Raw genomic sequence first — 15410 nt, 5'->3', positions numbered from 1 at the left:
CCTTTGATTGTGGTGGAAAGTAGGCTGGTGAAGGAGATGGGAGGAGGAAATCCCTTTGATCCTACAGTGCTGAGGTGCATAAGTGCACCTGAATTTGCTGAAATGGGGCTAGGCGGTCAAATGAGGTGCACAAGTGCACCTGATTTCGGCGAAATGGGGCCAGGCGGTCGAATGAGGGGTATTAGTGCACCTGATTTCAGCGAAATGGGGCTAGGCGGTCGAATGAGGGGTATTAGTGCACTTGATTTCAGCTAACTTGACCTGCCACACGCCGCACCACTCCACCACCCCGCACACCCGCACCCTGCAACTTTTACAGTGCATGCTTATACACTGCACCAACTCCATGGCAGCAATTGGACTAAATTTTCCTTCTTATACAGGCTTATACTCTTCAGTGCGCTAATGAGCGGCATGACCTGCAATACTTGCGAATTTAACTTCAACGAGTGTTACACAACTTCAACGTAACCTGATCAGCAGACACAGATGTATTCTTGCAGCGGGAGTCCGCTTCCGCACTATCTAATAGGAGGCATTATTAATGATCTCAGCCATTCAAGAAGTAACCGGACGGATCGCCCCGCCTGACGAAAAAGCTACGCTGCGCGCGGTACTCCGCCTGAACAGTCTGACCAAGCCGCCCGGAAGCCTCGGGCGGCTGGAGGCGCTGGCTGTCCGGCTGGCCGGAATCTCCAAAGTAGAGCAGCCCTGTTACAGCAAACGAACGGTAGTGGTTATGGCCGCAGACCATGGGGTCTGCTGTGAAGGCGTCAGTGCTTTTCCGCAGGAGGTCACCATGCAGATGGCCTATAACTTCCTCAGCGGCGGGGCGGCTGTGAATGTGCTGGCCCGCCAGGGCGGTGCAGAGGTGCAGTTCGTGGACATCGGGATTAACGGCGATATCAAGCATCCGCAGCTGATTAACCGTAAGGTCCGCCGGGGCACAGACAATATGGCAGCAGGCCCGGCGATGAGCCGGGAGGATGCGCTGCGCGCGATTCTGGCCGGAGTTCATGTGGCGCAGGAGGCGGTGAAGAACGGAACGGAGATTTTTATTACCGGGGAGATGGGCATCGGGAATACGACAGCCAGTGCGGCGGTCTTGTGCGCACTCGAAGGCATTCCGGCAGAGACGGCGGCTGGACGGGGGACAGGCATTAACGATGAGCGGCTCCAGCACAAAATCTCGGTAATCGAACGTGCCCTCCAGGTGAATAACCCCGACCCTGCAGATCCGGTTGATGTGCTCGCTAAGGTCGGGGGGCTTGAGATTGCCGGGCTGGCCGGGCTGATTCTCGGAGCGGCGGCCCTGCGGATTCCGGTCATTCTGGACGGCTTCATCTCCGGGGCGGCAGCCCTGATCGCCCGGGCACTGGCGCCGGAATCTACAGCTTACATGATCGCTTCCCATGTCTCTGGTGAGCAGGGGCATAAGCTGATGCTGGACCGCCTCGGTCTGGAAGCGCTGATTGATATGGGCCTGCGGCTGGGCGAAGGCACCGGGGGCGCGCTGTGTCTGCATTTCATCGAAGCGGTCTGCCGGATTATGCGTGAGATGGCAACCTTCGAGAGTGCGGGCGTCTCCGGATCGGAGAGCGTATGAGCATTCTGGTCACAGGCGGGGCACGCAGCGGCAAAAGCGGCTTCGCCGAGCGTCTGACCCGCAAGCTGGCTGACTCGCGGCAGGCGGTCTATGTGGCAACCGGACAGGCTTTTGATGCGGAGATGGAAGCGCGGATTGCGTTGCACCGGCAGCAGCGGCAGGCGGACGCGGACGGCTTCCAGTGGGAGACACTGGAGGAGCCGCTTAAGCTCGCAGCGCTGCTGGAGCAGCTCTCCGGCAGCGGCCAGACTGTGCTGGTGGACTGTCTCACGCTCTGGCTGTCGAATCAGCTGCTGGCTGTGGAGGAGAAGAGCGACAGGCAGGAATTAGCAGAGGCTGCAATTGCCGAACTGGAGCAAGCCGTCTCCGGCTTCGAGGGCACGCTGATCCTGGTTACCAATGAGGTCGGCGGCGGCATTGTGCCGGAGTATCCGTTGGGCCGGCTGTACCGTGATCTGGCCGGAAGGATGAACGCCCGGCTTGCTGCCCGGTGCGGGCAGGTATTTCTTGTTACCGCCGGAATCCCGGTTGAGCTGAGAAGCCGGGAGTATCTTCTGTGAGTGCGCGGGGAAATGCCGCGGCTGCGTTTCAGTTCCTGACGCGGTTTCCGGTTAGAAGCAGCGGGGAGTTCTCGCCGGAGCTGCTGCGCGCGAGCGTGGTCTATTATCCGCTCGTCGGGGCAGCCATCGGCCTTAGCACGGCGCTCGGTGCCGCAGCGGCAGGCTGGCTGCTGCCGGCTTGGCCTGCCGCTGTCGTCACCCTCATCCTGTGGGTGGGGCTGACCGGCGGGCTGCATTTGGACGGCTGGATGGACAGCGCCGATGCGCTGCTCAGCTACCGCTCCAGGGAGCGGATGCTGGAGATCATGAAGGACAGCCGTGTCGGCGCTATGGGTGTGCTGGCCTGCGTGCTGCTCCTGCTGCTGAAGGCCTCGCTGCTGGCGGCATGGCTCGAAGGCGGCAGCTTCAGCCTGCTGCCGCTGCTCCTGCTGCCGCCGGTCTGGGGCCGCTGGTACATGGTGCGGGCGATGGCCCGCTATCCCCTGGCCCGCGGCAATGAAGGGCTGGCCGCCACCTTCGGCGGGCTGCCTGCCCGGCAGGAGCGGCGCGCGGGCCTGAGCGCCGCACTGCTGACGCTGGCCGCTGCCGCTGCGCCTCTGGCGCTGGGCGCGGGCAGCGGGGCCTGGCCGCTGCTGGCGGCTGCGGCCATCCTGGCACCGCTGGCTGCGGCGGCCTGCGGGCGGCTCGCGGCGCGGCGGATTGGCAGCCGGCTCGGCGGGCTCACCGGCGACGTCTACGGCGCGCTGGGCGAGCTGCTGGAGACGGTGGTCCTGCTTGTGCTGGTGCTGGTCCAGCACAACTTACCTTAGCGGGCTGCGCGGCAACTGCCCGCATCCCTCTGAATGATGCGCCGTACCTACGCAGCATTTATGCATCGCTTCGCGCCGCGCCCGTAGCGAACAATCAGAGATACATGTATTCTGTGCAACTAAAAACAGTGAAACGGCAGGCTGTCTTCTTCTAACTGTAGTCTATACAACTAAATTTGCCTGAAGGGGCGAAAATCGAGATATAGAGGCGGTTTAATTGCACGAAATGCAGCTAACCGGAGATTCGGCGGCAGACAAGGCGATTTAGTTGTACAAATTGCAATTCCGCCAAGGGCTCCGATGTATGCGAAAAACTGAACACAATGTACCAGCGGCGAGGGACGGATCGAATATATGCGGAAAACTGAATACAATGGGTGCAATGGGTGCTGCGCTGAGGGATGGGAGCAATGCTCCACAGCCAGTAACATTTTTAGAGAAATCTTCAAGATGTGCAACAATGCTGCCCAATAGAAGCGGCTTATGCACAAATCCTGCACGAAATGCAACAAATCCAGCGTTAACATACTCTAACCACCGTAATTTGTGCAAATTAAACAACATTGTGCTTCTGCCAGTAACATTTATAGATAAATCCTGCAAAATGTGCAACAATGCTCTCCATCTCCATACAAGCGGCCGGTGAGAGAGAAAACCTTCAAAATTAGCCGGAGTTAGGTGGAGCACGGATTGGAAAGAGAGAAGACTTAAGAGTGTGTGCGAAAAACTGAACATAATGGGCAGGCGTAGAGGGATGTGGACTGGATGCTCCACATCCCCTAAAGAAGTTGGAGTCCTCCCCCACAAAAATGTAGACTGAACAGAGGAGGAAGATGAACATGGAAGATACAGCCGCATACACAGGCGCAGCCCGGGCAGCGGAAGCCGGGCTGCGGCGGCCCGGCGCCGTGCTGATGATCCAGGGGACGGCCTCCGATGTCGGCAAAAGCCTGGTCACCGCCGCCATCGGGCGGATTATGACCCGGGACGGCTACCGGACGGCCCCGTTCAAGTCGCAGAATATGGCGCTGAATTCCTATGTCACAGCGGACGGCAAGGAAATCGGCCGTGCCCAGGGGATGCAGGCGGAAGCCTTCGGTATTACGGCTACCAGCGATATGAATCCGATTCTGCTGAAGCCCTCCGGGGAGATGAGTGCGCAGATTGTCGTACACGGGGTGCCGCATGCCGCCCTCAGCGCGAGGGAATACCGCGAGAAGTTCCTTCCCGAAGCGAAGGACACCGTAATGGATGCGCTCGGGAGGCTGCGGGAGGCTTATGATATTGTGCTGATGGAAGGTGCGGGCAGTCCGGCGGAGATCAATCTTAAGAGCCGGGATATCGTCAATATGAATCTGGCCGGCTGGGCAGATGCGCCGGTGCTGCTGGTCGCCGACATTGACCGGGGCGGCGTCTTCGCCTTCATCGTCGGCACCCTGGAGCTGCTGGAGCCGCATGAACGCGCCCGGGTCAAGGGCTTCATCATCAATAAATTCCGCGGGGATGTCTCCCTGTTACAGCCCGGACTGGACTGGCTGGAGGAGCGGACAGGCATTCCGGTGCTGGGAGTGCTGCCGTTCCTGCCGCAGCTGCGGATTGAGGCAGAGGATTCCGTAGTACTGGAAGGAACGTCCCGCCGCCAGCGGGGGGAGTCCGCGAAGGAGCTTGATATCGCGGTCATCCGTTATCCGCGGATCTCCAACTTCACCGACTTCGATCCGCTGGAGGAGGAGCCGGATGCTGCCGTACGTTATGTGCAGTCGGCAGATGAGCTTGGAACACCGGATGTCATTATCCTGCCGGGCACGAAGAATACCGCTGCTGACCTGCACTATCTGCGCGAGCAGGGTTTCCCTGCTGCAATCGAGCGTGCGCTGGAGCGGGGAACGCAACAGCTTGCCGGAATCTGCGGCGGGTATCAGATGCTGGGCTTGAAGCTGCTGGATCCCCATGCCGTAGAGAGTGCGGAGCCGGGAGAGAGCGAGGGGCTGGGCTATCTGCCGCTCTCGACAGCTTTTCTCCAGCACAAGACTACGGTGCGGGTGAGCGGCGGGCTGGCTGCGGATCATCCCCTGCGGTTAAGCACCACAGCCACTGGTGTAACACCGGAAGCGTTGCCTGTTGCCGGGTATGAGATACATATGGGAACAACCACGAACCACGATCCGTCTTCTGTCCTCAGCCTGTTTACGCTGGCCGGACCGGAAGGACAGGCTGTGCCGGAGGGTTGGGGAACCCGGGACGGCAGAGTCTGGGGCAGCTATCTGCACGGGCTGTTCCATAACGATGCCCTGCGCCGGAGCTGGCTGAACGGACTGCGTAGCTCCAAGGGACTGGCACCGCTAAGCGCCACCTTCTCGGCGGCTGCACTTCGTGAGCAGGAATTCGACCGGCTGGCAGATGCCGTAGCGTCCCATTTGAATATGGCTGCGGTATATGCAATCATGGGCCTGCCGGGAGGGGGAGAATAGCGATGCTGCTTGCCGTGCTGCTGTTTGTCGTAGCTGGTCTCGCCGAGATCGGCGGCGGATACCTCGTCTGGCTCTGGCTGCGGGAATCGCGTCCGCTATGGTACGGATTAACAGGCTCGGTTATCCTGATCGCCTATGGCATCATCCCGACCCTGCAGAAGTTCCCTTCGTTTGGCCGGGTATACGCCGCTTATGGCGGAGTATTCATCGTGCTGGCTGTACTATGGGGCTGGCTGGTGGACCGCAAGACGCCGGATCTCTACGACTGGGTCGGAGCGGGCATCTGCGTCATCGGGGTATCCGTCATTTTATGGGCGCCAAGGCACTGAGCAACAACCTTCACTTTTCCAAAAAAAAGCAGTTCCAAAGGCCGCATCGCCTCGGGAACTGCTTTTTATACTTTTTGAGACACCTAGTCAAGCAGCAGCTCCAGAGGTAGCAGGATTCCTGGCAATCCAGCAGTCCCACGCTCCCTCTATCTCCACGTAACTGTTGTCTCAGCCCCTCAAATCTTAAACTGCTGAGCGGCCTTCTGCAGCTTCACGGCCTGCTGGTAGAGGTGCTCGACAGTTAGGGCGTGGCCCTCCAGCTCTTCATGCTGGCGTGCCGAGTTGCCGGCAAGCGTGTCTGCGTTCTGCTGCGACTTGGCGGTAATCTGCGCCGTTTCTTCTACAGAGGCACTGACTTCCTCGGTGCCTGCCGAGATCTGCTGGGTTGCGGCAGAGACGGACTGGATGCTGTGATTGATGCTCTGAATGAGGATCAGCAGGTGGTTGAAGGCATTGCCGGCTTCGACTACCTTGTTCATCCCGGAGGCCACTTCAGCGTTGACATGATTCATTTCAGATACGGACTGGTTCATATCCTCCTGCAGACTCAGCAGGAATTCGCGGATCTGCTCATTGGATTCCTTAGACTGCTCGGACAGCTTGCGCACTTCACCGGCCACCACAGCGAATCCGCGGCCATGCTCCCCGGCACGGGCAGCCTCAATGGAAGCATTCAGCGACAGCATCTGAATCTGCTTGGTAATCTCGGTAATGCCCTGCACGACCTCACCGATCATCAGCGAGCGTTCGTTCATCAAGCGGAACTGCTCCAGCGACTGTTCGGAGGCCTGCTCTACCTGGCGCATCTGCTCCACTGCACTCTGGGCAATATCATTGCCGCTCTGGGCTTCGGTGGACGCCTCGCTGATCTGCTCGGTGACCTCACCGGCGGCGGAGGCAATATGCTGGATGCCCATATTGATCTCATCCATCGCGCGGGAGTTATCCATGGCACTGCTGGCGATCATGGTGCTGCCCTTGCCGATCTCCTCCACAGAGGCCGCTGAATGTTCAGCCATCTCATTAAGGATCTGGACACGCGTCTTCAGATCATTGGAATCGGCCACTACGGTCCCGGAGGTATCCAGCACATGTCCGATCATCTCCTTCAGGCGCTCACTCATGATGCGGAAGCTCTCGGAGAGCTGTCCGACTTCATCGGTACCCTTAAGCGTGAGCGCTTCGGTGAAGTCGCCGCCCGCCAGCTTGTTGCTGTAGGCTGCAAGCTTGGAGATCGGACGGGTGATTCTGCGGCTCATGAAGCCAGCGGCAGTGACGCCTACCACCAGCGCCAGCAGGGTGATTCCTGCGCTTGTCCACAGGATGCTGCTCATTTTGTCTTGGACGAAGTCCATATCTGCGCTTGCGGCTACAATCATGGTCGTTCCGGGAACGCCGACATAGGCACTTTTATGTATACCGTGGCTATCACTATAAATTTCACTAAGCCCTGTCTTTCCTTTGGAGGCCTGCTCCATGGCAGGGGATACTTCGATGGCTTCATCCGGCTGGAGCTTGGCGCCATGATCTGCAGTCAGGACAGTGGCCTGGCCATCCTTCAGATTGATGAGGAAAAGGGTATCCACATCCAGCTTTTTACGCTTGTCCTCCAAATAGAATTCGACATTGGTCCTGGCCTGCTCGTTCTTGTTCAGGGTCTGCTGCGCACTGGTAGCATTCAGGTTCTTATAGGTATCCTGGGCGGCGGCAGTCAGAGACTTGTCGATCTGCGGAATGACATAGCTGTTAATGGTGCCGATAGATATAATGTAGAAGCTGATACTCAACGTAAGAGAAGTGAGTAGCAGAACGACGAACAGCAACAGCGTAAACTTGCGACTAATTGATTTTTTGAAGCCAAACATGGCATTCGCTCCTTTTTACGTGAAATGCATCTTAATCTCATTATTCTATAGAATTAACCTCCGGTTGAATAGTGAAAATTTGCAATATGCTGCATTATTTTCAGAAATAACTGAATATTTAATGACTCTATCACCATTTCGCCAAAAAGATGCAAAGAAATGCCGTTTTTCTGAAAATTTAAAATTTCATAGCATGTTAGCTTTGCATGTGATAAAGTAATAATGTTTTGTTTTCATGACTACTGCGATCCGCGGTTCGTAACCATCCCGCGTAACCAAAACTAGGAGGAATACCAGGCATTATGTTTAATTTGTTGTGGGGCGTTTGTTTTGTCGTCGTTAATTTTGGTTTTTTTCTGCTGTGCTACCGCTTATTCGGTAAAAAAGGGCTCTACGCCTGGGTCGGCATGGCGACCGTAGTCGCTAATATCCAGGTCGCCAAGACCATTGCGATGCCGTTCGACATCGTGATGACGCTGGGCAATACGATGTATGTCACGCTTTATATGACCAGTGACCTGCTCAATGAGCGGTACGGCCGGGCTGAAGCGCGGAGCGCTGTGTGGTTCGGCTTTTTCACGCTGCTGATGACGACCGTCATTATGCAGATGGTGCTGGTGTTCAAGCCGCAGGAGACGGACATTGCCCAATCCGCGCTGCAGACGATATTCGGCCTGATGCCGAGACTGGCGCTGGGCAGTCTGACCGCTTATTTTATCAGCCAGTTCCTGGATGTACGGCTCTACGCCTGGATACGAAAATATTACGGCAGCTCTAAGCAGCTATGGATCCGCTCGAACGGCAGCACGATGATCAGCTCCTTTGTTGATACGCTGATCTTCTGCACGATTGCTTTTGCCGGAACCTATGACATGAAGGTGTGGACCGAGATTCTGCTGACCACCTACCTGTCCAAGTTCATCCTCACGGCCGCCGGCACGCCGGTGCTCTATCTGGGCCGTTCCTTCAAATTTGCCGAAGAAGAGCAGAAGCCTGTTAGCCGGGACTAAGCCTCCAGATGATTAAAGCCCCAGCCCCCGAAGATCCGGGAGCTGGGGCTTTTGTGTGCCGTGATGTATAGTGGGCTCGCGCGCTAAGTTTGAGGCTTCCTGAACGCTCAGCAGAATTACAGGTTAAGCACGGTCCATTCTTTAGGGAAGCTGGTCAGCGTCTGCGGACCTTCGGCGGTGACCCGCACATCGTCCTCAATGCGCACACCGCCGAGACCCGGCACATAAATTCCCGGCTCTACGGTGAAGACGTTGCCGTTCTGGATGATATCCGTATTCAGCCCGTGCAGCGAAGGATATTCATGGGTGTCCATGCCCAGCCCGTGTCCGACACGGTGCATGAAGTACTCCCCGTAACCTGCGGCTTCAATCACATCACGTGCCGCCTTGTCGACAGAACCGAAGGACGCTCCGGCCACGGAGGCGGCAATGCCCGCTTCATTGGCAGCAAGCACAGCATTGTATATATCACGCAGTCTGCTGTCCACTTCGCCTACCGCGAAGGTGCGGGTAATATCGGAAGCGTAGCCTCCGGCATACACACCGAGGTCGAACATCAGCAGATCGCCCGGCTGAATAAGGCGTTCGCCCGGTACGCCGTGCGGGAGGGCCGTTTTCGGACCGGACAGCACCATCGTGTCGAAGGAGGGGCCGGAGGCACCGACTTTTTTCATCAGATACTCCAGCTCCGCTACCAGTTCAATCTCGCTGACTCCGGCTTTGACATGCGCCAGACCCTGACGGAGAACTTCCTCCACCAGCTCGGCGGCATGCTGCATGCTGCGCACTTCCTCCGGGGTCTTGACCGCGCGCATCGCCCGTAGCAGATGGCCGATATCCTGGTAGGAACCGGCGGCGACCGCTTCTGTGAGGAGTTCATACCGGCTGACGGAGAAGTGTTCCTTCTCGATACCGATGTTGCCCGGACTAACACTGCCGAAGCGTGACTTCAGCAGAGCGTACGGGTTGTCCGTGTCGCTGTGTGTCAGAATCGTCTTCACCGAGGAGGCGGCATGCGCGGCTTCGGCGTCCAGCGCCGGAACGATCAGCACCGGGTTCTCGCCCCGGATCAGCAGCAGGCCCAGAAAACGTTCATGCGGGTTGCTGGCAAAGCCCGTCAAATAGTACACATGCTTGGGATCGGTTACGAGCAGGGCATCCAGCTTACTAGCTGCCATGTCCTGCTCCAGTTGTTGCAGAGCTGCATTCATTTCATTAGTTCCCCTTTCGTCTACACGCTTGAACAGCAATGTTCCCATTATAATTCATACAAATGGATGCTGCACCTCCTGTTATCGCTGCAGCCTCAGTCGTTTGAGGAAGAGAAGCACAGGGTAATAGTTGCCACAATCAGGATCTGATAATATCTGAAGGAGGTTAAGGAATATGACTGGAGCCAAAATAAGGCTGCTCTCCCGTACCTGTCTGCTGCGTGTAACACTGGTCTTGCTGATGACGTTGCTGTCAGCCTGCACTTCCGCTGCAAAGGAGGATAAGCTAGAGGAGAATGGAGCAGAAGGCAGTCCGCAGGTTAATGCGCAGCCTGACGAAGCTCCGGGTGCATCCCCGGACTTTCCCTATACTGCTCAGACGCTGGCCAGCGGGCTGGAGGTTCCCTGGGAGATGGCATTTGCACCGGACGGACGGATTTTCATTACGGAGCGTACCGGCAGCCTGCGTGTCATGGAGAACGGCAAGCTGCGCGATGCTCCGCTGCTGAAGCTCTCTGATTCTTTTGTCGGCAAGGGAGAAGGCGGGCTCTTGGGCCTCGCGCTTGATGCTGATTTTGAGCAGAATGGACGGGCATATGTCTATCACACATACCGCACCGAAGAGGGCGGGACGGCGAACCGGGTGCTGCGGATCGTGGTTGGAAGCAGCACAGCTGAGATCGACCGCGTCCTGCTGGATAACATACCGGGCGATACGAATCATAACGGCGGACGGATCAAGATCGGGCCGGACGGGAATTTGTACATCACCACAGGTGACCGCTATGAACCGGAGCTGGCGCAGGACAAGAATAGTCTGGGCGGCAAAATCCTGCGGATTATGCCTAGCGGCTCTATCCCCGAAGACAACCCGTGGCCCGGATCGCCGGTCTACAGCATGGGCCACCGCAATGCCCAGGGTCTGGCCTGGCAGCCGGAGAGCGGGGCGCTCTACAGCTCCGAGCATGGCCAGTCCAGTCACGATGAGCTGAACCTTATCGAGGCCGGAGCCAATTATGGCTGGCCGCTGATCGAAGGCGATGAGACCGAAGACAGCCAGCCCAAGCTTGTGACTCCGCTGGTTCACAGCGGGAAGGAGACCTGGGCTCCGTCAGGAATGACCTTCATTACGCAAGGGCCCTGGGCAGGTAAGCTGCTGGTTGCCAATCTGGCGGGACAGCAGCTCCTAAAGGTATCGCTGGCTCCTGCGGGCGGAACGCCTTCAATGACCAGCCTGTTCAAGGACAAGTACGGGCGAATCCGTAATGTGGCGGAAGGGCCGGATGGTACCCTGTACCTTATGACCAACAACCGCGACGGCAGAGGCGACCCGCAGGCGCAGGATGATCAGCTGATTGCGCTCCGGCCGGACTGGAAGTGAAGAATTGGCGGGTCTTTGACTATGTTAACCCTCGGAAATGATGTAACATGAGCTTATCGCATATACTCGGAGATGGAGTAAGGTTAGGCCGGTGCTTGAGCTGTACCGGCCGGCGAGGAAGGGGAGGATGTCCATGCAAGGCAAAACCGTGCTGGTCACCGGTGCAAACTCCGGGATGGGGCTGGCTACAACCGTGGAAATGGCCCGCAGGGGAGCAACTGTCATTATGGCCTGCCGCAGCCTTAAGCGGGGGGAAGAGGCTCTTGCCGAAGCGGTGCGGCAGAGCGGCTCCAGCCAGATCCGGCTGATGCTGTGCGATCTTGCTTCCTTCGATAGCATTCGCGCTTTTGCCGGGGAGTTCACTGCCGAATATCCTGTGCTGGATGTTCTGATCAATAATGCAGGGGTAGTCGCGCTGAAGCGTGAGCTGACAGCAGACGGCTACGAGCTGGATCTGGGCGTGAATCATCTGGGACACTTCCTGCTGACCCGCTTGCTGCTGGATAATCTCAAGGCTGCTGAACAGGGCCGGATTGTGGTTGTAGCTTCAGGAGCATATAAGCTCGGCAAGCTGTATCTGGAGGATCATACATTATCCCGCGGCTTCAATCCGGCGAAGGCGTATGCCCGCTCCAAGCTGGCGAATATTCTGTTCACCCGTGAGCTGGCTTCGCGTCTGAAGGACACCCGGGTTACTGTGAATTGTCTGCATCCGGGCGCGGTGGGAACGAGTATCGGGGTGAACCGGGAGACCGGCTTCGGGCGCGGAGTGCTGAAGCTGCTGTCCCGCTTTTTCCTGACGCCTGAGCAGGGGGCGGATACGGCCATCCTGCTGGCGACTGCGCCGGAGCTGGATGGGGTAAGCGGGCAATATTATTACCGCCGCAAGATCAAGGAACTGACGCCACGGGCGGAGGATGCTGAAGCGGCCGCACGATTATGGAAATGGAGTCTGGAGCAGACCGGGCTTGAATAATGCTGTTTCAGTGAGGTTGCTTCAGCTTTACTGAAACTGTAGAACTGCTGCGTAATAAGACCGGCTTGGAGTATAATCACTGTAACGGATGTTTATACCAAAACTAGGGGGATACTTTGGATGGATTGGCAGGCTTACAGCATAGAGGATGCAGTAATTGAGGATTTGGAAGCGATTGTGGAGATTTATAATTCGACGGTTGCCGGAAGAGTGGTGACTGCGGATCTTGAACCGGTAAGCGTAGAGGAGCGGGTAGGGTGGTTCCATGAGCATAACAGCCATCACCGGCCGCTGTGGGTACTGAGACAGGGGGGCGAGATCGCCGCCTGGTTCAGCTTCCAGTCGTTCTACGGACGCCCGGCTTACAATGGAACAGCAGAGATTAGTGTCTATGTAAATGAGAAATTCCGTGGCAGCGGTGCGGGAAGCATTCTGCTGGCCAAGGCGGTGGAGGAATGTCCGCGCCTTGGGCTGCAGAATCTGGTCGGGTTCGTCTTCGGCCATAATGAGCCCAGCCTCGCCCTGCTGCGGAAGTTCGAATTCAAAGAATGGGGGCTTTTGCCGGGAGTCGCGGTGCTTGACGGCATCCCGCGCGATCTGGTCATCATCGGCCGCAAGCTGTAAATATATAAATCGACAGGCGTTATTGAGGTTGCGGAGGAGCGCTGAAGGCGGAACGGCATTCCTCTTCCGTAATCCATGATTCCGACCAGACCTGGAGATCGCGGATGACGGATTCCAGCGCCCGGCCTTTGCCTGTAAGCGAATACTGGATGCGGACGGGGGTCTCAGGGAATACCTCGCGCAGCACGATGCCTTCCTGCTCCAGCTCCTTCAGCCGTTCCGACAGCAGCCGGCCGCTGACAGGCAGCGAGGACTCGATTTCCCCGAAGCGCTGGGGGCCCTGCAAAAGCTGATAGATGATTAAGCCCGTCCAGCGTCTGCCGATAATATCCATGCTTTTTTGTAATCTTGGACATAACTCTGTGGATTTCATTAGGCTCACCTCTTACTGTACATTATAAACGAAAAGCCCTGTGCCTAAAACAAATTTGAACGAAAAGCACGGCTTGAAAGGATGATTTCTCTTGGCTAAAAAGAAGAAAAATACGCCGGCTCCGCGTCCTGCGCAGGCGGATGCTCCCGCAACCCTTAAAGACATGCTCAGCCGCGAGGTGCTGGATAAGCTGAAGGCGCAGTCCGATGCGCTGAAGGCTGAAGAGCAAGGTAAGAAGGACGCGGCTCTGAAGGCGGCGGAAGACAAGCGCAAGGCGGAGCAGAAGCGGCTGGAGAATGATTTCGGCCATCTGCTGGAGAACAGCAATCAGGACTGGTCCAAATTTAAATAAAATAAATCTTTACCAGAAAAAGGGTTGACAATCTGCTGCAAGGCCATATATTATTGGGTTTATCATTTAGAGAAGGGAGGCTGACGGGTCATGATTGGAACAAATGAACGGAACAGACAGCAGGATCACATGACAACCGCATATGTACGATCTGATCTCATCGCCTTCGTCCGGAAGACATAATGCGCAGGGTATTGCTGCTGATGTCTGAACTGAATACGGGTGTGCTTTGAACGGGTGCAAGCTTCAACGGGAAGCTGCACTAAGCGCGCCGGGAGCCGCATGATCAGAACTGGTCTGCGGCTCTTTTTTGTGTACCTGGAAACTCGAAATTCACTGAACCCCCTATGGAACCGAACCAGAAACCCAACCTGAGAGGAAATGAAAATAGACATGAATAGCATGAAGCAACAAGCGGAAGAGATGTCCCGCTATAAACACGAGGTGGCCCTTCCGGGCGGCGATCTCAAAATCTACGCCAGTGAGCAATTATTCGGCACGCTGGATTACAAGGTCTTGGAGATGGCTAACAATAATCTGCAGATTCCCGGCATCGAATATATGAGCTACACGCCCGATGTGCATGTAGGCGTCGGAACCTGCATCGGCACTACCGCCGTCTGGGATGCCGAATCCGGTTACGTCTCGCCGTCCATTGTCGGCAGCGATATCGGCTGCGGGATGCGAGTGCATCTGACCAACCTGCATATGGATGATCTGCGTGAAGTGAAGCTGCGCCGCAAGCTGGTCCGCGCTATTGAGAAGTATCTGCCGATGGAGGCCCAGCAGCGCGGCCATTACAGTGATATCCGGCTGGAGAATGTTGTGCGTAAAGGGTTGCACGGCCTGCCGAATAAATATATCCCGGACAGCTACACGCCGAAGAAGTCAAGTGCGCTATCCCACGTTGAGATCAGCAAGCTGGGCTTCGACGAGGAGATTCTGAATGAGCTGCCGGACATGGCCTGGCACCGGGGCCACCGCCAGCTCGGGACCCTTGGGGGCGGCAACCATTTCGTCGAGATTCAGGCGATTGAGATCGCGGAGGAGCAGCGGGAGGTGGCGGAAGCCTGGGGGCTTCAGGACGGGCAGATTGCTGTCATGATCCACTCCGGCTCACGGGCCTGGGGCGGCATGGTCAATCAGTTCTGCACCCCGGCCTTCGCCAAGGTCATGGGCCAGCTGGGGCTGGGCAGCGCTGATCCGCGCCTGATCTATGCGCCTCTGGCGCATCCGCAGGCTCAGCGTTACGTCAATCTGATGTATTCGGCACTGAACTATGCGGTCGTGAACCGCCATTTAATTGCTTATGGGGTCCGCGAGGGCTTCCGTGACGTCTTCGGCACGAAGTGCGAATTGCGCACTCTCTACGATCTGATGCACAATTACGCCTGGGAAGAGAAGACTTCCTCAGGCAGCAAGTTCGTACACCGTAAGGGGGCTACCCGCGCTCTGCCGGCAGAGCATGCGGATAATCCGCGTCCTTATGCAGCGACCGGACATCCGGCGCTGATTCCCGGCTCGATGGGCACCGCTTCCTATATCATGGTCGGCCAGCCCGGAGGGGAAGAGAATTATTATTCCATCTGCCATGGTGCAGGACGTATCCGCTCCCGCTCGGCCACGAAGCGGCTGGTGAGTGTCCAGGAGTTCTCCCGGTCGATGAAGGTGGGAACAGAAGACGAGATTGTCGTGAACCAGCATTCCCTGGAATCTATCATTGACGAATCCCCCCAAGCCTATAAGAATGTAGATGAGATCATAGAAAGCGTTACGGGCGCCGGCCTGGCTGCCGTGGTGGCCAAATGCAAGCCGCTCGCAGCGATAAAGGGGACGAAATAAG

The 15410-nt window shown here is 57.1% G+C and carries 14 protein-coding genes; 11 read left to right on the top strand and 3 right to left on the bottom strand.

The features are described 5' to 3' along the window. The first annotated feature begins 544 nt into the window (after positions 1 to 544). The 5 genes from cobT to MKY96_RS22245 all read left to right on the top strand — a co-directional run bounded on the left by cobT (position 545) and on the right by MKY96_RS22245 (position 5775). Positions 545 to 1606: a nicotinate-nucleotide--dimethylbenzimidazole phosphoribosyltransferase gene (gene cobT, locus MKY96_RS22265; protein ID WP_340943367.1), complete on the top strand. Its 1062-nt coding sequence runs from the start codon at positions 545 to 547 to the stop codon at positions 1604 to 1606. Continuing rightward, positions 1603 to 2166 (top strand): bifunctional adenosylcobinamide kinase/adenosylcobinamide-phosphate guanylyltransferase, encoded by a 564-nt coding sequence (gene cobU / locus MKY96_RS22260; protein WP_340943366.1) that lies wholly within the window; start codon positions 1603 to 1605, stop codon positions 2164 to 2166. Before cobT ends, cobU begins: the two co-directional genes overlap by 4 nt. After that, the gene (gene cobS / locus MKY96_RS22255) at positions 2163 to 2975 is read left to right on the top strand and encodes an adenosylcobinamide-GDP ribazoletransferase (protein ID WP_340943364.1); all 813 of its coding nucleotides are present in this window, start codon (positions 2163 to 2165) and stop codon (positions 2973 to 2975) included. The genes cobU and cobS overlap by 4 nt, the downstream gene beginning before the upstream one ends. 839 nt (positions 2976 to 3814) lie before the next feature. Next, on the top strand, positions 3815 to 5446 hold the full coding sequence (locus tag MKY96_RS22250) for a cobyric acid synthase (protein WP_445671454.1): 1632 nt from the start codon (positions 3815 to 3817) through the stop codon (positions 5444 to 5446). 2 nt (positions 5447 to 5448) lie between these two features. Further along, positions 5449 to 5775, top strand: coding sequence for a YnfA family protein (locus MKY96_RS22245; protein ID WP_340943361.1), 327 nt, complete (start codon positions 5449 to 5451; stop codon positions 5773 to 5775). Between the two features lie 176 nt (positions 5776 to 5951). Here MKY96_RS22245 and MKY96_RS22240 read toward each other — a convergent pair whose 3' ends face one another. Then, positions 5952 to 7640, bottom strand: coding sequence for a methyl-accepting chemotaxis protein (locus MKY96_RS22240; protein ID WP_340943359.1), 1689 nt, complete (start codon positions 7638 to 7640; stop codon positions 5952 to 5954). Positions 7641 to 7942: 302 nt separating this feature from the next. On the opposite strand from MKY96_RS22240, the gene MKY96_RS22235 reads away from it, so the two are divergent. Beyond that, positions 7943 to 8650 (top strand): queuosine precursor transporter, encoded by a 708-nt coding sequence (locus MKY96_RS22235; RefSeq protein WP_076081866.1) that lies wholly within the window; start codon positions 7943 to 7945, stop codon positions 8648 to 8650. A gap of 116 nt (positions 8651 to 8766) precedes the next feature. Here MKY96_RS22235 and MKY96_RS22230 read toward each other — a convergent pair whose 3' ends face one another. Next, entirely contained in the window at positions 8767 to 9861 is a 1095-nt protein-coding gene (locus MKY96_RS22230; RefSeq protein ID WP_340944707.1) for a M24 family metallopeptidase, read from the bottom strand. 175 nt (positions 9862 to 10036) lie between these two features. Here MKY96_RS22230 and MKY96_RS22225 point away from each other — a divergent pair, with 175 nt between their 5' ends. The 3 genes from MKY96_RS22225 to MKY96_RS22215 all read left to right on the top strand — a co-directional run bounded on the left by MKY96_RS22225 (position 10037) and on the right by MKY96_RS22215 (position 12842). Further along, positions 10037 to 11242, top strand: coding sequence for a PQQ-dependent sugar dehydrogenase (locus tag MKY96_RS22225; protein WP_340943358.1), 1206 nt, complete (start codon positions 10037 to 10039; stop codon positions 11240 to 11242). Between the two features lie 133 nt (positions 11243 to 11375). Continuing rightward, positions 11376 to 12218 (top strand): SDR family oxidoreductase, encoded by an 843-nt coding sequence (locus MKY96_RS22220; protein WP_076081885.1) that lies wholly within the window; start codon positions 11376 to 11378, stop codon positions 12216 to 12218. A gap of 120 nt (positions 12219 to 12338) precedes the next feature. Then, positions 12339 to 12842 carry a GNAT family N-acetyltransferase gene (locus MKY96_RS22215; RefSeq protein ID WP_339254306.1) on the top strand — a complete coding sequence of 168 codons (504 nt, stop codon included), beginning with the start codon at positions 12339 to 12341 and terminating at the stop codon, positions 12840 to 12842. Positions 12843 to 12861: 19 nt separating this feature from the next. Here the strand turns inward: MKY96_RS22215 and MKY96_RS22210 are convergent, their stop codons facing one another. Continuing rightward, the gene (locus MKY96_RS22210; protein WP_036727611.1) at positions 12862 to 13215 is read right to left on the bottom strand and encodes a winged helix-turn-helix transcriptional regulator; all 354 of its coding nucleotides are present in this window, start codon (positions 13213 to 13215) and stop codon (positions 12862 to 12864) included. Positions 13216 to 13306: 91 nt separating this feature from the next. On the opposite strand from MKY96_RS22210, the gene MKY96_RS22205 reads away from it, so the two are divergent. Together MKY96_RS22205 and MKY96_RS22200 are read left to right on the top strand one after the other, a co-directional pair. Continuing rightward, positions 13307 to 13567 (top strand): YqkE family protein, encoded by a 261-nt coding sequence (locus MKY96_RS22205; protein WP_340943357.1) that lies wholly within the window; start codon positions 13307 to 13309, stop codon positions 13565 to 13567. A gap of 402 nt (positions 13568 to 13969) precedes the next feature. After that, positions 13970 to 15409, top strand: coding sequence for an RtcB family protein (locus MKY96_RS22200; RefSeq protein ID WP_340943354.1), 1440 nt, complete (start codon positions 13970 to 13972; stop codon positions 15407 to 15409). Position 15410 lies beyond the last annotated feature (1 nt).

Source organism: Paenibacillus sp. FSL R7-0302 (assembly GCF_038006885.1).
Taxonomy (GTDB): domain Bacteria; phylum Bacillota; class Bacilli; order Paenibacillales; family Paenibacillaceae; genus Paenibacillus_AQ.
Note: the sequence above shows the minus strand (reverse complement) of the source record. Positions and strands in the feature narration are given on the sequence as shown.